Below are 18,444 nucleotides of genomic sequence, written 5' to 3'. Positions count from 1 at the left end.
GACTTGAATGTCTATGTTGGGATAGACTAGGTTCGTGACCAAGCGGGCGGATCTGACCAAGCAGATCGCCAAGGCAGCTAAGCGCCAGGGCGTGGAGTGGGCGCTCCTACGCGAGGGCGGCAGGCACACGATCTACGCACTGGGTGGCCAGAGCGTTGCGATTCCCCGACACAACGAGATCAACGAGATCACCGCAGAGAGCATCCGCAAGCAAGCGGGGGAGACGCTGGGAAAGGACTGGTGGAAGCGATGAGCACCTACACGGGCACGGCCCGGCAGGTCGGGAAGTATTGGGCTGTCGAAGTGGATGGCGTCGGCCCTACTCAGGCGCGAAATCTGCGCGAAGTGGACGACATGGCTGCGGATCTGGTGGCGTCGCTTCTCGACGTTCCGGTCGAGGATGTGCAGGTCGATGTCGCTGTCGAACTCCCGCAGGACGTTGCCGCCGACCTGGCGAAGGTTGAACAACTGCATCGGGTTGAGGCTGACGCTCGTGCTGAAGCCGCCGATCTAAGGCGTGTGGCGGCGCGCAAACTTGCGGAGCGTGGCCTGCCGGTGCGTGACGTCGGTAAGGCGCTGGGCGTGTCATACCAACGCGCTCACCAGTTGGTGAGGGGCGACTAGATGCGTTCCACGATTACGTCGGCGGCGCCCGACTACGGGCCCTGACGCGCCAACGCTGCATTGACCGCGCCTTGATGGCGTACGTCGCGTGTGCGGCTCGTACGATGACCTAATGGACTCAGGGCAGCCCGCGTGGCTAGATGCGCGCGAGCAAGCGGCATGGCGCGCGTATCTGCGCGCCTCGCGGCAATTGTGGGTCGCATTGGATCGTGATCTACAGGCCGCCTTCGGGATCTCCCTGGCCGAATACGAAGTGCTATCCATGGTGAGCGAGGCCGATCGACAGCGCCTGCGCATGAGTGCCCTGGCTGAGATCGTGGTGCAGTCCCGGAGTCGACTTACGCATACGGCCAAGCGCCTTGAGCAGCGCGACCTGGTCACGCGCCGCTCGGCCACGGACGATCGACGTGGCGTCGAGTTGACCCTGACCACCGCCGGTGCCGAACTTCTTGACGGTGCGTCCACCGTTCACGTTCAGGGAGTCCGTCGATACCTCGTCGACATCCTGGCGCCGGCGGAGTTCGCCGAGCTGGGATCATTTTCGGCCAGGATCTCCGAGCAACTCGGCGATGCGGCGGAAGCGCCTCGCGCGGGCGAAGGCTTCTGACGGTGACCGGCCTGCCGGTGTGACCACGCCCGCTGAGACACTGGGTCCATGTCGAGCGAGCACCCCACGACCCGTTCCGCCGCACTGATCGAGCACGCCCGCACCGTCACCCCTGGAGGCGTGAACTCACCTGTGCGGGCGTTCCGTGCAGTGGGCGGGACCCCTCGCTTCATCCGCAGCGCGCGAGGCCCGTGGCTGACCGACGTCGATGGCAATCACTATGTCGACCTGATCTGCTCCTGGGGGCCGATGATTCTGGGTCACGCTCACCCGGACGTGCTCGCTGCGGTGCAGGAGTCAGCCGCGCGCGGGTTCTCGTTTGGAACGCCGAGCGAGAACGAAGTGGCGCTTGCGACCGAGATTGTGGCGCGTACCCCCGTCGACCAGGTTCGTCTGGTCAGCAGCGGCACCGAGGCGACCATGAGCGCGCTGCGCCTGGCGCGAGGTGCCACCGGACGCTCCAAGGTAGTGAAGTTTGCAGGGTGCTATCACGGCCACGTCGACGCCTTGCTGGCGGCAGCTGGCAGCGGGCTGGCCACCTTCGCGCTCCCCGACTCAGCAGGGGTGCCGGAGTCGTCGGCGGGGGAGACCATCGTGTTGCCCTATAACGACCTGGGGGCTGTCGAGGCAGCATTCGCTGAGCATGGTGACCAGATCGCCGCCCTCATCACCGAGGCATGCCCGGGCAATATGGGCGTCGTACCACCGCAGCCAGGTTTCGAGCAGGGACTGCGCGAGATCACCCGAAAGCACGGTGCGCTGCTGATCAGCGACGAGGTTATGACCGGCTTCCGCTGCTCGGCTTCTGGCTGGTACGGCGCCGAAGACTCCGCGAGCATCGAGCCAGATCTGATTACGTTTGGCAAGGTCATGGGTGGTGGGTTCCCGGCTGCTGCCTTCGGCGGGCGGGCCGACCTCATGGCATACCTCGCACCGGACGGGCCGGTCTATCAAGCCGGGACGCTGTCAGGCAATCCGGTCGCCACGGCGGCCGGTCTGGCCACGCTGCAGGCGTGCACCCCAGCGGTCTACAGCCAGCTCGATTCGGTCGCGCACACGATCGCGGAGGCGGCATCAAGCGCGCTTTCGAAGGCGGGCGTACCCCACGTGGTGCAGTGGGCCGGGTCGATGTTCTCGGTCTTCTTCCGCGATGAGCCAGTGCTCAACTATGCCGACGCCAGCACCCAAGACACCGCCGCCTTTGGGCGATTCTTCACCGCGATGCTTGAGCACGGTGTGCACTTGCCCCCGAGCGCCTACGAAGCGTGGTTTGTCAGTGCGAGTCACGACGACGCCGCGATCGAGCGCATCACCGACGCGCTCCCAGCAGCCGCGGCGGCCGCAGCAGCCGAGCGATGAGCCAGTTCTCAGGGTCGGATGGGACACTTCCTGCCATGGTCACCCGTTCCGTGCGCACCAGCGTGCACGTTGTGCGCCACGGTGAAGTCGACAACCCCGGCCGAGTGCTTTACGGGCGGTTGCCTGGCTACCACCTCTCCCCGCGTGGTCATGAGATGGCGCGCATTGCCGCCGACTACCTCGCGCCCCACGACATCACACACCTGGTTTCCTCACCTCTGGAACGGGCGCAAGAAACCATCGCACCGCTTGCCGCGCACCTCGAACTGACGCCGCACCTCGATGAGCGCGTCATCGAGGCAGGCAACTCCTTCGAAGGCAGCACGATCGGCTCCCGCCCGCAGCAGCTAGCCCACCCGCGATATTGGCGGCGATTGATCAACCCGTTGCAGCCGAGTTGGGGCGAGCCGTACGCCGAGATCGTGCAGCGCATGGCAGCCGCGATCCGGGACGCCCGCACGGCCGCCTATGGCCACGAAGCAGTGATCGTGTCTCATCAGCTGCCGATCTGGACCATCCGCCAAGCTGCCGAGGGGCACCGTCTCGCGCATGACCCGCGCCGCCGCCAGTGCTCATTGGCGTCAGTGACCACGTTCGTATTTGCCGATGACGACCTGGACGCCCTCGAGTACGCCGAGCCCGCCGCGCGCCTCCTGACCGGCGAGGGAGTGGCCGGAGCATGAAATTTGCGTGGCTGCCGCGTACTGCGGCGCTGCTCGCCGGTGCGCTCGTCCTGGCCGGCTGCGGCGCCGATGAGGGTTCGATCTCCGACCAGGCCCGCCAAGGCGATAACAAGAACTACATTGCTGGCGACGGCTCCATTGAGACCCTGTCCGCAGGCGAGCGCAAGGGACCGGTGACGGTCTCTGGTTCGACCCTTGAGGGCAAGAAATGGAACGTGTCCGACGAACGCGGCACCGTGGTTGTGCTGAATGTCTGGGGCGCCTGGTGCGGCCCGTGCCAGAACGAAATGCCTCACCTGCAAAAAGTGTGGTCGCAGTACGAGAAGAAAGACGCTCCAGTCCAGTTCATGGGCCTTGACCAGCGCGACAGCGTTGCTGCGGCGCAGTCGACGCTCGACAAGTTTGGCGTCTCCTACCCCTCGCTGCGGGACGACGGGGGCAAGACGCTACTGGGCTTGCAAGGCAAGGCGGCCACGACACCCACGACGTTGGTGCTCGACCGTTCGGGCCGGATCGCGGCCCGCGTCTCAGGCGAGACCAGTGAGGCAACGCTGCGAACCTTGGTCGACGATGTGGTGAAGGAATCGGCGTCCTCGTGAGGGGCGCAGTCCGATGACGGCTGACGCCGCCCAGACCATCGCTGCCGGCAGTCTTCCGCTCGCGATGGGGTTGGCCGTCGTGGCGGGCCTGGTGTCCTTTGCCAGTCCTTGCGTCCTTCCCTTGGTCCCCGGATTTCTGGGCTATGTCACGGGATTGACGGACGAGAGCAGGCGCAGTCGGCTGGTCGCGGGGGCGTTCCTCTTCGTGCTCGGCTTCTCGGCCGTCTTCGTCAGTATCGCGCTTGCCGCAAGCACCGCCGCGGAGTTCTTACGCGGCAACCAGACCCTCTTAATGCGCATCGGTGGCGCGATCGTCCTGGTGTTCGGACTCGTCTATCTCGGCGTCATCGGTCAGCGCGGGCGACCCGTTCGCTGGCGCCCGGCCGCGGGCCTCACCGGGGCGCCTTTCCTCGGTGCCGCCTTCGGGCTCGGGATGAGCCCGTGTGCCTCACCGGTGCTGGCCGCCATCGTGTCTCTGACTGCGTCGCTGTCTGACGATGGTTCGGCCATGCAGCGCGGCGTCCTGCTCGCTTCGCTCTACAGCCTGGGGATGGGCCTGCCCTTCCTCCTGATCGCGGCGGGGTGGTCGCGGGCTGAGCGCGCATCCTCTTGGCTGCGTGATCGGCATCGCCCTATTCAACTGGTGGGTGGCGGCCTGATGGTCGTCCTGGGTCTGCTGATGCTGACCGGGGTATGGGAGCAGGTGACCTCGTGGGTGCAACTGCAACTGGTCAATACGTTCGAGCCGGTGATCTGAGATGAGCGATAAGAAGTCGGCAAAGCGCCGGGAGTTGGCACCAAGCCTCGGCGTCATCGGGACGGCGCGGTGGTTCTGGCGCCAACTCACGAGCATGCGTACGGCGCTGTTCCTGCTGTTGATGTTGGCGGTTGCCGCACTGCCGGGCTCGATTTGGCCGCAGCGACGCATTGACGCCGCACGCGTGGCGGACTATCTCGACCGCCACCCGGACCTCGGGCCGTGGCTAGACAAATTTGGTTTCTTCGATGTCTATGCGTCGCCGTGGTTTTCGGCGATCTATTTGCTGCTGGTCGTCTCGTTGCTGGGCTGCATCCTGCCGCGTATGCGTCAGCAGTGGAAGTCCGCCAGGGCCCAGGTCCCCGTGGCACCCAAGCGATTGAGTCGGTTAGAGGCATATGCCACCACCGAGGTCGAGGCGACTCAGGAGGAAGCCCTCGATGCAGCGCGGAACGTATTGGGCAAGAGGCGTTTTCGGCTGCGTGAAGGCGAGGGATGGTTGTCGGGCGAGGTCGGTCTCGGTCGTGAGATCGGCAACCTGGTCTTCCATGTCGGCTTGGTCTGCATCATCGTGTCGGTCGCGTTGGGCCACCTGTTCGGGTGGCGCGGCGATGTCATCGTCACCGAGGGCGAGTCGTTCGCGAGCACCGCAGGTCGATACGACACCTTGGACCCCGGCCCGTGGGTTGATTCGTCGTCGCTTCCGGCATGGAGCCTCAAGCTCAACAAGCTGAAAGCCGAGTTCGAGGACGGGGTCCCACCCGGTAGTTCGCAGTACGGCCAGCCGCGCGGCTTCGACGCGGACGTCACCACCGAAGACGAGCAGGGCACCAAGAAGCAGTCGAATGTCAGCCCGAACCACCCGACCGGGCAAGACGGCAGCTCGATCTACCTGCTGGGCAACGGTTACGCACCCAAGATCACCGTGCGCGACAAGGACGGCAAGGTCATGTACCAGCAGGCCACGCCGTTCCTGCCGCAGGACAATGTCTACAAGTCGACAGGCGCGGTCAAGGTGGCCGGCGCCAGCCCCGAACAGCTCGGATTCTTCGGGTTCTTCATCCCGTCCCTCGATTTTGACGAGAAGCAGGGTCCGTACTCGACCTTCCCGGGTTTGAACGACCCGGCGCTGGTCCTGGGGCTCTATGAAGGCGACCTCTTCCCGCAGGGTCGGCCGCAGTCGGTCTACACCCTCGACACCAAGGCGATGAAGCAAGTGCGCGCGGCCAATGGTGAGCCGCTGCGCCTGCTGGTGCGACCTGGGCAGACGGTCGACCTGCCGGGGGATCGCGGCTCGATCACCTTCGAGAAAGGCATCCCCCGATGGGGCGGGTTGTCCGTACGCCGGGACCCGGGCAAGATCCCCGCGCTCGTCTCGGCGATGGTGGGCCTCGGTGGACTCATCGCGTCGCTGGTCCTACGGCGACGGCGGGTGTTCGTACGCGTGAAAACTGACCCGGAGGGTGGCCGTACCCTGGTAGAGGTCGGCGGCATGGTGAAAAACCACGACCCCCGACTCGAGTCCGCAATTGAGCAGTATGCCGATGACATCGCGGGCTCGCTGAGACGAACAGGAACGAAGCCATGATGACGCAGGCGGCCAACCAGGCCTTCGCCGACAACTCGACCTACGCGCTCGCCGGGTCAGCGGTTGTTCTCGCGCTCGCGATGCTGGCCTTCGCGCTCGACCTTGCGGGCGGTCAGAAGCGGCGCGCCGTGGTCGAGGCCGCGGCGGAATCGCAGGCCGAGATGAACGGCAACACGATGGTGTTGACCCGAGAGGTGTCCCCCGACGAGCCGGTCAAGCGGCAATGGGCGGGCGTAGGCATGGCGCTGTCGTGGCTCGGATTCGGGCTGCTGCTTGTCGCGATCGTCCTGCGTGGACTGTCGGTGCACCGGACACCGCTGGGCAATATGTACGAATTCGCCCTGGCCGCAGCGGGCTTCACGATGGCGGTGTTCCTCATTTGGAGCACGCAGCGCGACCTGCGCTGGTTCGGTGTCTTCATCACGGCGCCGGTCGTCCTGACCGAAATGCTGGCCGCGATGGTGCTCTACACCGACGCGACCCAGCTCGTGCCGTCGCTGCGCAGTTATTGGTTGTCGATTCACGTCACCATTGCGACCCTGTCGGTTGGTTTGTTCACCGTCGGATTTGTCCTGACCTTGCTTCACCTCGCTCAGGCGCGCCGGGAGGCGGCTGCCGAAGAGGGGAACGGCAAGGCGAGCTTTATGGATTCCTTGCCGAGGGCGCGCACGCTGGACCAGGCGGCATACGGCGTGCACGTCATTGCCTACCCGTTGTGGACCTTCACCGTGATCGCCGGCGCGATCTGGGCGCAGGTGGCGTGGGGGCGTTATTGGGACTGGGACCCCAAAGAGGTGTGGTCATTCGTGATCTTCGTCGTCTACACCGCCTACATGCACGCTCGCGTCACGTCGGGGTGGACCTCGAAGCGGGCGTCCTACCTCGCCATCGCGGGTTTCACGTGCGTGATCCTCAACTACACCGTCGTCAACGTGTTCTTCGTTGGTATGCACTCCTACTCGGGGCTCTGATCCGTGCGATACACCGTGCTGCGGCTTTTTGTCTTCTTCGCGGTCCTGCTGATCTTGTGGCTTTTGGGGATGCGCGGCATCCTGCTGCTCGGCGTATCGGCTATCGCCTCGGCGATCGTGTCAGTTTTCCTCCTGGTCGGACCCCGTGAGGAGTTCGCGGCCAAGATTGAGGGAAAGGTCGCGCAGCGTCGGGCTAAGGCTGAGGAGAACCGGACCTTTGAGGATGACGAGGACTAGGCCCCCAACGCCGGTCGAGTAGGCGAGCGCCCAACTAACGTCGGTCGAGCTTGTCGAGACCCTCTCGCGCTCCGCCGGGATGACGAGCGCGACGCAGCCATCCGCCCGTCTCGGCTGGCGCCTCGTCGGGCTCCCGCCAGACCCAGCCAGCGCCGCGCTCATCATCCCGGCTGCGCGCTCGTACGCCGGTCGAGTAGGCGAGCGCCCTGGCGCGAGCCGTATCGAGACCAACGTCGGTCGAGCGCCCAACTAACGCCGTATCGAGCCCAACGCCGGTCGAGACCAGCGTCGGTCGAGCCCTCACGTCGGTCGAGCCCCTACGCCGGTCGAGCTTGTCGAGACCCGCTAGCGATCAGACCAGGGGACGATCTGGTCCTCTGTGAAATAGACCTGCTGGGTTCCGGAGAAGCGGACCAGGTATTGCTCTTTCTTGTCGTAGAACCACACCACGGTGGCGTAGAGGCCCTTCATGGGACCCTCGGTCACGGTGACGCCGTCTCCGACCTTGAACTTTTGCACGATATGTCTCCCTTTAGGGCTTGCGGGTCAAGGTGAGGTGGACGACTCCGGAGGGACTGCTGGTGGGCTCGATGTCGTACCGCTCCTCGAGTGACTCCAGTCCGTCCCAGACACGCACCCCGCGCCCGAGAAGAACAGGCGCGAGCACGATATGGGCGATGTCGATGAGCCCTTCGGCGAGAAAGTCGCGCACGACACTTGGGCCGCCACCGATGCGTACGTCGAGTTCGCCGGCCGCTTCCTTCGCCTGGGCGAGCGCTTCCGCGGGCGTGGCGTCGATGAAGTGGAACGTGGTGCCGCCCTCCATCTCGATCGGCTCACGGGGGTAGTGCGTCAGAACGAACACCGGAGTGTGGAACGGCGGGTTGTCACCCCACCATCCGCGCCAGTCGGGGTCGGACCAGGGGCCGCGCTCATAGGTGAACTTGTGTCGGCCCATGATCTCGGCGCCGATGCCGTGATCGAAGGACGACGCATAGACATCGTCGATTCCGGTAGTACCGGTCGCGTTGACCTGCCCGTGCGTGCGGGCGAAGGAACGGGTCTGCATCGCCCACTGCATCAGTCTGCTTGGATCGGCGTGGCCGAAGGGCGCCTCGAGGCTTTGGCCTTCCCCGGTCGCGAAACCATCGAGGGAGACGGTGAAGTTCTGAGTTCGGGTCAGTCCCATGGGTTCTCCTCGGTGGTGGCGAAATACGGGGTTGATCGGTCAGGCGAGAACGGGCACCAGCCACAGTCCGAAGCCGACCAGGACGCCGTACGCCAAAAGGTAGCGGCCCGTTGAGGCGAGTGCGGGAATCAGGTCGCGGCCCAGCGCCCCGCCGGTGACCACCCGAATGGCTGGTACGGCCGCAGCGAGGGCAAGAAGCCCGAGAAACGCAGGTGGCTGCATGAGGCCGATGGCGATGACCGCGGCGACGGAGGTCGCGAGCAGGACCAGATAGAAAATTCGCGTCGCTCGGTCGCCCATCCGGACGGCCAGAGTTCGCTTTCCGGACTCGCGGTCCCCAGGGATATCGCGCAGGTTGTTCATCACTAGCACCGCGCAGGAAACGGCGCCGACCCCGATAGCTCCGGCAACGGAGATGGCGTCGATGCGTCCCGCTTGGGTGTACGTCGTCCCAAGCACGGCCACCAGGCCAAAGAAAATAAAGACGAAGACTTCGCCGAGACCGAGATAGCCATACGGGTTCGACCCGCCGGTGTATTTCCACGCGGCGATGATCGACACCAGGCCCACCAGGATCATCCACGGGGCGTTCGCCAGTGTGACCAGGGCCAGGCCAGCGAGACCTGCAATCCCAAAGCAGATGAACGCCGCCATCTTGACGCTTGCCGGCATCGCGAGTTTTTGCCCCACGAGGCGGACCGGGCCGACGCGATCGTCATCCGTGCCTCGGATGCCATCGGAGTAGTCGTTGGCGTAGTTGACGCCCACCTGCAAGGCAAGGGCGACCACGGCCGCAAGGAGGGCGTTGCCCGGGTTTGCGTCCTCCATGGCATACGCCGCGCCAGTGCCGACGGCGACCGGAGCAATCGCAGCCGGGAGGGTGCGCGGGCGGGCGCCATCAACCCACTGTTTCAACGTGGCCATCAGTTGCGGTGCTCCAATTGTGTTCTGGTGAAGGGAATTACAAGCCGCGGAGGAAGTCTGGGTCGTCATCAGGTCCTCGCGGACGAGACCGTCGACTCGGGCCAGGTGCCTGGCGAACTTTCCCGACAAGGAGCCAGCCGGCGGGGCCGAGGAAGGGGAGCAGGACGATGACCGCGAGCCAGGCAGGCTTGGGCAGGTAACGCGTACGCCGGGCCCCAGTTTGGCCGCAGTCGACCAGCGCATAGACCGTCAGCGCGAGCCCGAGTAGCGGGACAATCACTCTGGGCATGCTGACCTCCTCGTGAATCCCCGTGGTGTGGACCAATTCTGCCACTCGTCCATGGACGCGATGGCCGCGCGGTCCGGCTTACCAGGTCCGCGGGTCGGCAACGAGGAGAGAACGATCAAGCGGGTTGGTAGTGCATGCGCAGGCAGCGAGCCGCGCAAGTCCTCGCGGATCGCGGCAATGCTCAGTGAGTGATCCGACGCCACCGCCAGGCTGACGGCCTGTCCCCACTTGTCCGACGGGGTTGCGACGGCCACCGCATCGTCCACGCCAGGTAGCGCCAGTGCCGCCTCCTCAACGAGTCGTGGTGCCACCTTGAGGCCGCCGGTGATGATGAGGTCATCGCGACGACCGAGTACGCGCAACGCCCCGTTTTCGAACGCGCCAAGGTCATCGGTCCAGAATCGTCGTTCGCCAGACGGGGCGGTGTCGAAGACGCTGTTGGCCGGGCCTTGGCTGAGATAGCCCGCCGCAACCATGGGACCGGACAGTCCGATGCGTCCGTCGTCATCGAAGTGAACTTCGGTGCCGTTCAGAGGTTTTCCGTCGTAGACGCACCCGCCAGCGGTCTCGCTCATTCCGTAGGTCGTGACGACGTTGATGGCCTCGCTGCGAGCATGTGCCAGGAGTGCTGGTGGGCACGAGGCGCCGCCGATGAGAACCGCGTCGAACGTCCGCAGCGCCCTGGCGCCCTCGGCGTGGTCGAGCACCCGCTGCAGTTGCACCGGCACGAGCGAGGTGTAGTGCCGTCCGGGCGGCGCCCAGGCGAGCGCATCGCCGATGTCAGCGGGATCGAATCCTTGGTCGAGGTTGAGCAGGATCGGCGCTTGTCGAGCAAGGAGGGAGCGCAGGAGGACCTGCATGCCAGCAATGTGGTGAGCCGGCAGCGCGAGGAGCCACTGCCCAGGGCCACCCAGCCGTTCGTGGGTCGCCGCGGCGCTCGCGATCAGGTTGGCGCGGGTGAGTGCTGCTCGCTTTGGCGGTCCAGTCGAGCCGGAGGTCGAGGCGACGATGCCGAGATCGTCGGGGAAGGGACCCGAGGGTGTGGACGGCTCGGGTGTCCCGGCGGCATACGGCAGGAGGGCTGGGCCGCTGCCTTCGAGCATCGCTGTCAGCGCTTCGAGAAACACGGGAAGTCGCGCAGGGTCGACAGCGACAGGCAGGAGTTCAGGCACGAAGACAGCGTAAGTCGTGAAAATAGGTGCGGCAGCAGCGAAAGATTCAGGGCAGATCCTCTTTCGCCGCTGCCGCGGAACCGCCGACCCGCATGGAGAGGCGACGACCCCCAGAGAACAATGTTCTCTGGGAAGAACGCTAGTCCCGTTTGACTAGTTTGTCACCCCTGACCGTGGCGTGTTTCACGCCTCGGTCTGATGATCGTCTCACCAAGTGTCCAAGACTGGTGGGTAGTGCGTGCGAATAGTTTTCGTAACCGCTTGGATGGGGTCATGACGCAGCGACGAGTGGCGGTAGTGACTGGTGCGAGCAGCGGAATTGGCCGAGCCAGTGCGCGCAGGCTTGCGGCGGATGGGTACGAGGTGATTTGCGCGGCTCGCCGAACGGGGCGAGTTCGAGAACTGGCCCGTGAGATCGACGGCCGTGCGGTGACGTGCGATGTCACCTCAGCTGAGGAGGTGGCGGCGCTCGCGGCGGAGGTTGGTGACCGTCTCGATGTTCTGGTTGCGAACGCAGGCGGTGCGCTGGGTGTCGAACCGGTCGTGGACGCCAACCTCGACGAGTGGCGAACCATGTTTGAGACCAACGTGATTGGCGTTGCCCGTTGTGTTCAGGCGCTCATGCCAGCGCTGGTACGAGCGGAGGGCGAAATCATCGTGATCGGTTCGGTGGCTGCTCACGTTTCCTATGAGGGTGGCGGCGGATATGTCGCGGCGAAGCATGCGGTGCGTGCCATGATCGGCTCGCTGCGACTGGAGGTCTATGACCGGCCGGTTCGGGTGTGTGAGATCGACCCGGGCATGGTGCAATCCGACGAATTCTCGCTCGTCCGGTTCCATGGTGACGCCGAGAAAGCAGCTGCGGTGTATGCCGGTGTTGTCGGTCCGCTGACCCAGGAAGACATCGCCGAGTGCGTCTCCTTTGTGGCCGCGCGGCCGAAGCACGTCAACATCGATTCCATGGTCGTCCGCCCCCGTGCGCAACCGGCGCAGCACAAGGTGCACCGTCGAGCATGACGACACCCCCATTTCGTATTGGGGCTCCGAGCGAGGCTCAACACGACGTGATGCGTCGACTCTGGCTCATGTTTCAGCACGACATGTCGAGCTTCACGGGTGGCTTACCCGATGCTGAGGGCAGGTATCGCTCCGAGCGACTCGAAAACGCGTTGGCCGGTCGGCCCGGCTGGCAGTCGTACCTCATGACGTCTGGCCCGCACCCGATCGGTTTTGCTGTGTTGCGGTCGCTCGATGAACCAATCCACGTGTTGAGCAGTTTCTTCGTGGTGGCGGCGGCGCGGCGGGATGGCGTGGGATCCCGCCTGGCGACCGAAGTGATGGCGGCGCACCCGGGCCGCTGGCAGCTTGCCTATCAGGACGCCAACGGTGGGGCGTCCCGCTTCTGGCCGTCCGTCGCGGCGAGTCTCGACCCGGAGTGGACTCTGGAGCGGCGGGCCGTACCAGGGCGGCCAGAACTCCCGCCAGACGTCTGGATCGACCTTATGGTCGCCGGGAGTAGATGAGCCCGTTGCAATATGCAGGCATATGACTGCATAATTGACGGGTGAGTGCAGATCGAGACCTCGATCCGGCTTTCCGTGCGTTGGCCGATCCAACCCGACGGCTGGTGCTGGATCGGCTGCGCGCGCAGAACGGGCAGACCCTGAGCGGGCTGTGCGAGAGCGTGGCGATGGCACGTCAATCGCTGACGCAGCACCTCGACGTATTAGCCGAGGCGCAGCTCATCACGGTCGCCCGTCGTGGGCGCGAGCGCCTGCACTTCCTCAACCCGGTCCCCATCCAGGAGATCGGAGAGCGCTGGATCGCCGCCTACGAGGCAGACCGCCTCGCGGCGCTCGGCGCGATCAAGCATCGAGCAGAGGAGATCGCCATGGCAGAAGTCACGGTGCCGGACTACCTGTATGTCACCTACATCCGCGCTACTCCTGATCAGGTATGGCAAGCGTTGACCGACGCCGACCTCACCGCAAGGTACTGGGGGCACGCCAACGTTTCAGACTGGCAGGTGGGGTCGCGCTGGGAGCATCGCCAGGTTGATGAGTCCGGTGTGGTCGACGTGGCGGGCACAGTCTTGGTCGCCGATCCACCGCGCAGCCTGACGATGACTTTCGAGAGTTCCTCCGGTGAAGGCCGCCCGAACGGCTCGTCAGAGGTGGCCTTCGTGATTGAGCCTGAGGACGGCTACGTACGGCTAACCGTGACCCACAGCAAACTGCCGAACACCGAGATGCTGCAGGGGATTTCCAACGGGTGGCCAGCTGTCCTCGCCAATCTCAAGTCCATGCTCGAGACCGGTGACGTGTTGTGGTCTACGCCGTGGGTCAAGAGCTGACTCGCGACGCGCTTAACGATGTCGCTCAGCTGCACCAGATGAGGCTGAGCAGCATCGCTAGTCGTACGGGCCTAGAAGTACCATGGAAACGGCGACCAGTCCGGGTCGCGCTTCTCCAGGAATTGATCGCGTCCCTCGACAGCCTCGTCGGTCATGTACGCCAACCTCGTCGCCTCGCCGGCGAACACCTGCTGGCCCATCAGGCCGTCATCGGAGAGGTTGAACGCAAACTTCAGCATGCGTTGGGCCGTTGGGCTCTTGCCCATAATGTCGCGGGCCGCCGCCAGTGCCTCGACTTCCAAGTCGGCGTGATCGGCCACGATGTTGACCGCACCCATCCGGTGCATGTCCTCGGCGGTGTAGGTGCGTCCCAGGAAGAAGATCTCGCGCGCGAACTTCTGGCCGACCTGCTTGGCGAGGTAGGCCGAGCCGTACCCGCCGTCGAAGGAACCCACGTCGGCGTCCGTCTGCTTGAAGCGCGCATGCTCGCGGCTGGCGATCGTCAGGTCGCACACGACGTGCAGGCTGTGCCCGCCACCGGCTGCCCACCCGGGGACCACTGCGATGACGACCTTAGGCATGGTGCGGATGAGGCGCTGCACCTCCAGGATGTGGAGGCGGCCACCTTCGGCCTTGACCCGTCGCTCATCCACCGTGTCCGCGGTCTCCCCATCGGCGTACTGGTAGCCGCTGCGGCCCCGAATCCGCTGGTCGCCGCCGGAGCAGAACGACCATTTGCCCGACGCGGACGGGCCGTTTCCAGTCAACAGCACGCAGCCGACATCGGCGGTACGCCGGGCATGATCGAGCACCCGGTACAACTCATCCACGGAGTGCGGGCGAAAGGCGTTGAGGATGTCGGGTCGGTCGAACGCGACGCGTACGCATCCCACGTCCTTGGCGCGGTGGTAGGTCAGGTCGGTCAGGTCTTCAAACCCGGGTACGACCTCCCACTCGTCGGGGCGGAAGGGGTTGGCTTCGGTCGACTCAGTCACGCCTCGATCGTAGGAGACAGCGTCCGCGGGCTATGGCGTGAGATCCAGGAAGTCGCGCAGCCACACCTGGATGGTCGCCAGGGTGTGCGGCGTGACAGTCCCGGCGAGCGCGTCGAGCCGCTCCATGCTGAGGGTCCGCAGTTGCTCGGTCATCGCCCAGCCCGAAACATGGGGAACACCTTGTATCTCAACGTGATTCGGCCAACCCCGCTCAGTCGATGACACGGGGACAACGATGGCCAAAGTGTCCACGACCTCGAGGTAGGCGGTGCTGGCAATCACGACAACGGGGCGTCGATCACCCTGCTCGAGCCCCGCTGTCGGGTCGAGCCAGGCCCACCAGACGTCCCCCTGGCGCGGCGGTCGACTCTCACTGATCACGGGATGCGTCCGTGAGCTCGACGGCCTCCCACTCCTGAACTTCCGTGGAATAGGCGTCGGCTTCGGCTGAAGGGGTCTGTGAGATCGCGGTGCGCAAGGACTCCATCCGAGCGCGCCGATCGGCCAGATCAGCGAGCCGAGCGAGGTGCTCGCTTAACGACGTTCCCGTCGCGGCCGCTTGGCGCTTCAGGCGGTCGCGTGTCTCGCGGCTGACCTTGATAGTCGTCGACGTCATACTTTTAGTATACCGCTGGGAGGGCGTCGCGGCCGCTCACATTGCGGGCGGCGGTGTGACGTGGCGATCAGAGTCCGCTACCGTTGGCTTCGCACGATCCATCAAGACCGGCTGAGGGACAGGCCCGATGAAGCCGGGGCAGCCTTTCGCGAAGCAATTCGTGAAAAAGGTGCCAAGTCCTGCGGCGGTTTGTCGTTTCGCTCTGAAGCGCTTGCCTAGCCGGAAGATGGAGGGTCGCGGACGCCTCGGCGCCGGTGGCTCGTACACCTCCCGGTCCGCATGGCTGGCCACCTGACGACCAGGAGGACACCATGACTGACATCTCTCGCCTCACCCGTGGACTCACCACCGGCATCGGCACCGACACTTCGCACGGCGCGGTCGTTCCGCCCCTGCACCTGTCGAGCAACTTCAGCTTTGAGGGCTACAACCAGCCCCGGCAGTACGACTACACCCGCTCAGGGAACCCGACCCGGGACCTCCTCAGTGAGGCACTCGCCACGCTTGAGGGCGGCTTCGGCGCCAGCGTGACGGCAACCGGTATGGGTGCAATCACCTTGTGTCTCAACGCGTTGCTGACGCCGACCGACACCATTGTGATCCCGCACGACTGTTATGGCGGCAGCTGGCGGCTCTTCGACTCTCTGGCCGCGCGCGGCCAGTTCCGGCTGCGCACCGTCGACTACACCAATGCCGACGATGTCGCCGCGGCGATCGCCGACAAGCCGACGGTGGTCTGGATTGAGACCCCGTCGAACCCACTGCTACGCCTCACGGACGTTCGCGCCGTCGCCGATGCCGCGCACGCGGTCGGCGCGACGGTCGTCGCCGACAACACCTTCCTCTCGCCGATCCTGCAGCGCCCCATCGAACTCGGCGCCGACGTGGTCGTGCACTCGACGACGAAATACATCAACGGCCACAGCGACGTCGTGGGCGGTGCGGTGATCGCCGCAACACCGGAACTCCACGAAGAGATTGCCTACTGGAACAACACGTTGGGTCTGACCGGCGCGCCGTTCGACTCCTACCTGACTCTGCGTGGCCTTCGTACTCTCAACGCCCGGCTGCGGTCGCACCAGGAGAACGCGGACGCCATCATCGCGGCAGCGCTTGAGCACGCCGCGGTCGCTCGCGTACACCACCCGAGTTTGCCGGATCATCCCGGACATGAGATCGCGAAGAAGCAGCAGGATGGCTTCGGTGCGATGTTCTCCCTTGAACTGCACGGTGGAGCCGATGCCGTACGCGCCTTCGTCGCGGACCTGCACTGCTTCACCCTCGCGGAGTCACTTGGTGGGGTGGAAAGCCTGGTCGCTCACCCCGCCACCATGACCCACGCCTCCATGACCGCGGAGGCGCGTGAGGTCGCCGGAATTGGTGATGGCTTGCTGCGCTTCTCGGTCGGCATCGAATGCCCTGAGGACCTCGTGGCGGAGTTCACCACGGCCCTCGACCGTGCGCACGAAGCGGCGCGAGTTTCGGCTACCGTCTAAGGCGTGGCCGAGAAGGCGATCGGTGGCTCCCCTTCGCCAGTTGTGTCGTAGGTCGCTCAGGGCTGAGTGCCGACCAGGCGACGTACGCCGCGGCGATCAGAATCACCACGCACATCACACCCCAGATCACGCGATAACTCACGGCCGTCACCAGTGCGGCGCCGAGAGCAATGGAGATGGACTGGGGGACTCCGAGAATCACTTCGACGCTTGCGGACACCCGACCCATGAGGGTGGTCGGTGTGCGTCGTTGGACGGGGATTCATCCAGCACATCGGATAGCTCGGTAGCGGTCGCCGGTCCATGCGCGGATAGTTGCTCCACGATCGCCATCTCCAGCGGGTGCGCGATGATCGGCGCGCGTTCATAGACTCGACTCATGCCGATCCCCGAACATGTCCTGGCGTTGCGAGAGAAGGTCGGCACCGACCTGCTGTGGTTGCCGGGAGCGTCCGCGTATGTCCTGCGCGAGGGCTCGCGCGGCCCTCAGGTGCTGCTGGTCAGACGTTCGGACAACGGTCGGTGGACGCCCATCACTGGCATCTGCGATCCCGGCGAGGAGCCGGATGTCACGGCCCAGCGCGAGGCGTTGGAGGAGGCGTGCGTCGAGATCGAGGTGGAGCGCCTCATCGCGGTGTCCTCGCTGATACCGATGGAATATCCCAACGGGGACCGCGCTCAATATCTCGACCACGCCTTCCGCTGCCGCTGGGTGAGTGGGGAAGCGCGGGTCGGGGACGAAGAGTCCACCGATGTTCAGTGGTTCGAGGTCGATGGGCTTCCGGATCTGCAACCGCGCTTTTATCGGCAACTCGACCTGGCGCTTTCGGAGGATCGACCTGTGCTCTTCGGCAAGGAGCAGCGAGAGCGATGAGCACTCCACCGCTAGCCGACTTGCTCAGCACGCTAAGAGTCGTGCGGTTGCCGTTGCGGACGCGCTTCCGGGGGGTCACCGAGCGCGAGATCGCTTATATCTCAGGGCCGGTCGGCGTTGGCGAGTTCGCGCCATTCTTGGAATATGAACCCGTCGAAGCGAGCCGCTGGTTGGCGTCGGCCATCGAGGCTGCCTATGTGGGCTGGCCCGATCCGGTGCGCGCCACCATCCCGGTGAATGCCACGATTCCTGCAGTCTCGGCGGCTGAAGTTCCGGGCGTCTTGCACCGCTACGACGGCTGCACGACGGCCAAGATCAAAGTCGCCGAGCCGGGCCAGACGTTGCAGGACGACCTTGATCGGGTCGCTGCCGTACGAGATGCGATGGGAGCGCGCGCCAAGATCCGTGTCGACGCCAACGGCGGGTGGTCTGTCGATCAGGCGGCCGATGCCCTAGGGAAACTCGCGGTCTATGACCTGGAGTACGCCGAACAGCCGTGCGCAACCGTGGAAGAGTTGCGCGACCTACGGATGACGCTGGCCCGCAACGGAATTGATGTCCGGGTGGCGGCGGATGAGTCGATTCGCAAGGCCGAAGATCCGATACGAGTGGCACAGCTTGACGCCGCCGACGTCGTCGTTGTCAAAGTCGCGCCACTCGCAGGTGTGCAGCACGCGCTCGACGTGGTGGCTGAGTGCGGGCTGCCCGCAGTGGTCTCGAGCGCGCTGGACTCTAGCGTTGGAATCCGCGCCGGTCTCGCGCTGGCCGCGGCGCTTCCACAACTAGAGCACGCCTGCGGACTGGGGACGCTGGGATTGTTTGAGGCCGATGTCGTGAACGAGAGCCTGGTCCCGGTCGGCGGGGCGATCGCGCTGCGGGACGTGGAACCGGACCCCGAATTGCTCGAGCGGTACGCCGCGCCCGCCGGCCGTCAGGGGTGGTGGCGCGAACGGGTGGGTGCATGTCACGAGGTGCTCCGTTCGGGTGAACGCGCCTGAGTGGTCTCGATACGGCTCGCGCTGGGGCGCTCGCCTACTCGACCGGCGTGTGTGGGGGTTCGCCTACTCGACCGGCGTGTGTGGGGGTTCGCCTACTCGACCGGCGTGTGTGG

At 65.2% G+C, this 18,444-nt stretch carries 27 protein-coding genes and 1 riboswitch; of the genes, 16 read left to right on the top strand and 11 right to left on the bottom strand.

The genetic code is table 11. The features are described from left to right. The first annotated feature begins 34 nt into the window (after positions 1 to 34). From F562_RS0111265 to F562_RS18865, 10 genes are all read left to right on the top strand, one after another. Positions 35 to 253: a type II toxin-antitoxin system HicA family toxin gene (locus tag F562_RS0111265; RefSeq protein WP_018157065.1), complete on the top strand. Its 219-nt coding sequence runs from the start codon at positions 35 to 37 to the stop codon at positions 251 to 253. Continuing rightward, positions 250 to 624: a hypothetical protein gene (locus F562_RS0111260; RefSeq protein WP_018157064.1), complete on the top strand. Its 375-nt coding sequence runs from the start codon at positions 250 to 252 to the stop codon at positions 622 to 624. The genes F562_RS0111265 and F562_RS0111260 overlap by 4 nt, the downstream gene beginning before the upstream one ends. A gap of 112 nt (positions 625 to 736) precedes the next feature. Beyond that, the gene (locus F562_RS0111255; protein ID WP_018157063.1) at positions 737 to 1,231 is read left to right on the top strand and encodes a MarR family winged helix-turn-helix transcriptional regulator; all 495 of its coding nucleotides are present in this window, start codon (positions 737 to 739) and stop codon (positions 1,229 to 1,231) included. 48 nt (positions 1,232 to 1,279) lie between these two features. Next, positions 1,280 to 2,590 carry a glutamate-1-semialdehyde 2,1-aminomutase gene (hemL, locus tag F562_RS0111250; protein ID WP_018157062.1) on the top strand — a complete coding sequence of 437 codons (1,311 nt, stop codon included), beginning with the start codon at positions 1,280 to 1,282 and terminating at the stop codon, positions 2,588 to 2,590. 35 nt (positions 2,591 to 2,625) lie between these two features. Then, positions 2,626 to 3,273, top strand: a complete 648-nt coding sequence (locus F562_RS0111245) for a histidine phosphatase family protein (protein ID WP_018157061.1) — start codon at positions 2,626 to 2,628, stop codon at positions 3,271 to 3,273. Then, a complete protein-coding gene (locus F562_RS0111240; protein ID WP_018157060.1) occupies positions 3,270 to 3,872 on the top strand; it encodes a TlpA family protein disulfide reductase in 603 nt (200 codons plus the stop codon). Before F562_RS0111245 ends, F562_RS0111240 begins: the two co-directional genes overlap by 4 nt. Before the next feature lie 13 nt (positions 3,873 to 3,885). Then, complete coding sequence (locus F562_RS0111235) at positions 3,886 to 4,629, top strand: cytochrome c biogenesis CcdA family protein (protein ID WP_018157059.1); 744 nt, start codon at positions 3,886 to 3,888, stop codon at positions 4,627 to 4,629. 1 nt (position 4,630) lies between these two features. Then, complete coding sequence (resB, locus tag F562_RS0111230; RefSeq protein WP_018157058.1) at positions 4,631 to 6,217, top strand: cytochrome c biogenesis protein ResB; 1,587 nt, start codon at positions 4,631 to 4,633, stop codon at positions 6,215 to 6,217. Continuing rightward, entirely contained in the window at positions 6,214 to 7,188 is a 975-nt protein-coding gene (ccsB, locus tag F562_RS0111225; protein ID WP_018157057.1) for a c-type cytochrome biogenesis protein CcsB, read from the top strand. Before resB ends, ccsB begins: the two co-directional genes overlap by 4 nt. Positions 7,189 to 7,191: 3 nt before the next feature. After that, positions 7,192 to 7,425 (top strand): DUF4229 domain-containing protein, encoded by a 234-nt coding sequence (locus F562_RS18865; RefSeq protein WP_018157056.1) that lies wholly within the window; start codon positions 7,192 to 7,194, stop codon positions 7,423 to 7,425. A 34-nt stretch (positions 7,426 to 7,459) separates the two neighbouring features. Here F562_RS18865 and F562_RS0111215 read toward each other — a convergent pair whose 3' ends face one another. Genes F562_RS0111215 through menE form a run of 6 tightly spaced genes read right to left on the bottom strand, consistent with a single transcriptional unit; the run spans position 7,460 to position 10,999 of the window. Further along, positions 7,460 to 7,729, bottom strand: a complete 270-nt coding sequence (locus F562_RS0111215; protein WP_018157055.1) for a hypothetical protein — start codon at positions 7,727 to 7,729, stop codon at positions 7,460 to 7,462. Positions 7,730 to 7,770: 41 nt separating this feature from the next. Beyond that, positions 7,771 to 7,944: a KOW domain-containing RNA-binding protein gene (locus F562_RS20790; protein WP_018157054.1), complete on the bottom strand. Its 174-nt coding sequence runs from the start codon at positions 7,942 to 7,944 to the stop codon at positions 7,771 to 7,773. 13 nt (positions 7,945 to 7,957) lie between these two features. Further along, positions 7,958 to 8,614, bottom strand: coding sequence for a dihydrofolate reductase family protein (locus F562_RS0111205; protein ID WP_018157053.1), 657 nt, complete (start codon positions 8,612 to 8,614; stop codon positions 7,958 to 7,960). Positions 8,615 to 8,653: 39 nt separating this feature from the next. Beyond that, positions 8,654 to 9,538: a 1,4-dihydroxy-2-naphthoate polyprenyltransferase gene (locus F562_RS0111200; RefSeq protein ID WP_018157052.1), complete on the bottom strand. Its 885-nt coding sequence runs from the start codon at positions 9,536 to 9,538 to the stop codon at positions 8,654 to 8,656. Between the two features lie 37 nt (positions 9,539 to 9,575). Continuing rightward, on the bottom strand, positions 9,576 to 9,827 hold the full coding sequence (locus tag F562_RS0111195; RefSeq protein WP_026181206.1) for a PLD nuclease N-terminal domain-containing protein: 252 nt from the start codon (positions 9,825 to 9,827) through the stop codon (positions 9,576 to 9,578). Continuing rightward, entirely contained in the window at positions 9,815 to 10,999 is a 1,185-nt protein-coding gene (menE, locus tag F562_RS18860) for an o-succinylbenzoate--CoA ligase (RefSeq protein WP_018157050.1), read from the bottom strand. The genes F562_RS0111195 and menE overlap by 13 nt, the downstream gene beginning before the upstream one ends. A gap of 273 nt (positions 11,000 to 11,272) precedes the next feature. Between menE and F562_RS0111185 the strand changes: the two genes are divergently transcribed. Genes F562_RS0111185 through F562_RS0111175 form a run of 3 tightly spaced genes read left to right on the top strand, consistent with a single transcriptional unit; the run spans position 11,273 to position 13,352 of the window. Continuing rightward, positions 11,273 to 12,016, top strand: coding sequence for an SDR family NAD(P)-dependent oxidoreductase (locus F562_RS0111185; protein WP_018157049.1), 744 nt, complete (start codon positions 11,273 to 11,275; stop codon positions 12,014 to 12,016). Then, positions 12,013 to 12,522: a GNAT family N-acetyltransferase gene (locus F562_RS0111180; RefSeq protein ID WP_211206449.1), complete on the top strand. Its 510-nt coding sequence runs from the start codon at positions 12,013 to 12,015 to the stop codon at positions 12,520 to 12,522. Before F562_RS0111185 ends, F562_RS0111180 begins: the two co-directional genes overlap by 4 nt. Before the next feature lie 41 nt (positions 12,523 to 12,563). Continuing rightward, positions 12,564 to 13,352, top strand: a complete 789-nt coding sequence (locus F562_RS0111175; protein ID WP_018157047.1) for an ArsR/SmtB family transcription factor — start codon at positions 12,564 to 12,566, stop codon at positions 13,350 to 13,352. 71 nt (positions 13,353 to 13,423) lie between these two features. Here F562_RS0111175 and F562_RS0111170 read toward each other — a convergent pair whose 3' ends face one another. The 3 genes from F562_RS0111170 to F562_RS18855 are packed head-to-tail and all read right to left on the bottom strand — an operon-like array spanning position 13,424 to position 14,963. After that, a complete protein-coding gene (locus tag F562_RS0111170; RefSeq protein ID WP_018157046.1) occupies positions 13,424 to 14,347 on the bottom strand; it encodes a 1,4-dihydroxy-2-naphthoyl-CoA synthase in 924 nt (307 codons plus the stop codon). Positions 14,348 to 14,377: 30 nt separating this feature from the next. Beyond that, positions 14,378 to 14,728, bottom strand: coding sequence for a type II toxin-antitoxin system PemK/MazF family toxin (locus F562_RS0111165; RefSeq protein WP_018157045.1), 351 nt, complete (start codon positions 14,726 to 14,728; stop codon positions 14,378 to 14,380). Further along, complete coding sequence (locus tag F562_RS18855; protein WP_018157044.1) at positions 14,718 to 14,963, bottom strand: hypothetical protein; 246 nt, start codon at positions 14,961 to 14,963, stop codon at positions 14,718 to 14,720. The genes F562_RS0111165 and F562_RS18855 overlap by 11 nt, the downstream gene beginning before the upstream one ends. Before the next feature lie 95 nt (positions 14,964 to 15,058). Beyond that, positions 15,059 to 15,196: riboswitch (SAM riboswitch) on the top strand. Between the two features lie 78 nt (positions 15,197 to 15,274). Here F562_RS18855 and metB point away from each other — a divergent pair. Continuing rightward, on the top strand, positions 15,275 to 16,459 hold the full coding sequence (gene metB / locus F562_RS0111155) for a cystathionine gamma-synthase (protein WP_018157043.1): 1,185 nt from the start codon (positions 15,275 to 15,277) through the stop codon (positions 16,457 to 16,459). Here metB and F562_RS20785 read toward each other — a convergent pair. Together F562_RS20785 and F562_RS20205 are read right to left on the bottom strand one after the other, a co-directional pair. Continuing rightward, complete coding sequence (locus F562_RS20785; RefSeq protein ID WP_156822623.1) at positions 16,449 to 16,679, bottom strand: hypothetical protein; 231 nt, start codon at positions 16,677 to 16,679, stop codon at positions 16,449 to 16,451. The two genes, metB and F562_RS20785, sit on opposite strands and share 11 nt — an antisense overlap. Continuing rightward, the gene (locus tag F562_RS20205; protein ID WP_018157042.1) at positions 16,658 to 16,840 is read right to left on the bottom strand and encodes a winged helix-turn-helix domain-containing protein; all 183 of its coding nucleotides are present in this window, start codon (positions 16,838 to 16,840) and stop codon (positions 16,658 to 16,660) included. The genes F562_RS20785 and F562_RS20205 overlap by 22 nt, the downstream gene beginning before the upstream one ends. Here F562_RS20205 and F562_RS0111145 point away from each other — a divergent pair. Beyond that, on the top strand, positions 16,839 to 17,333 hold the full coding sequence (locus F562_RS0111145; RefSeq protein WP_018157041.1) for an NUDIX hydrolase: 495 nt from the start codon (positions 16,839 to 16,841) through the stop codon (positions 17,331 to 17,333). The two genes, F562_RS20205 and F562_RS0111145, sit on opposite strands and share 2 nt — an antisense overlap. Continuing rightward, positions 17,330 to 18,331 carry an o-succinylbenzoate synthase gene (locus F562_RS0111140; protein WP_018157040.1) on the top strand — a complete coding sequence of 334 codons (1,002 nt, stop codon included), beginning with the start codon at positions 17,330 to 17,332 and terminating at the stop codon, positions 18,329 to 18,331. The genes F562_RS0111145 and F562_RS0111140 overlap by 4 nt, the downstream gene beginning before the upstream one ends. Positions 18,332 to 18,444: the final 113 nt, after the last annotated feature.

The sequence above is a fragment of the Demetria terragena DSM 11295 genome (genome assembly GCF_000376825.1).
GTDB classification, from domain to species: domain Bacteria; phylum Actinomycetota; class Actinomycetes; order Actinomycetales; family Dermatophilaceae; genus Demetria; species Demetria terragena.
The sequence above is the reverse complement of the archived record's forward strand: the minus strand, read 5'-3'. Positions and strand labels throughout refer to the sequence as shown.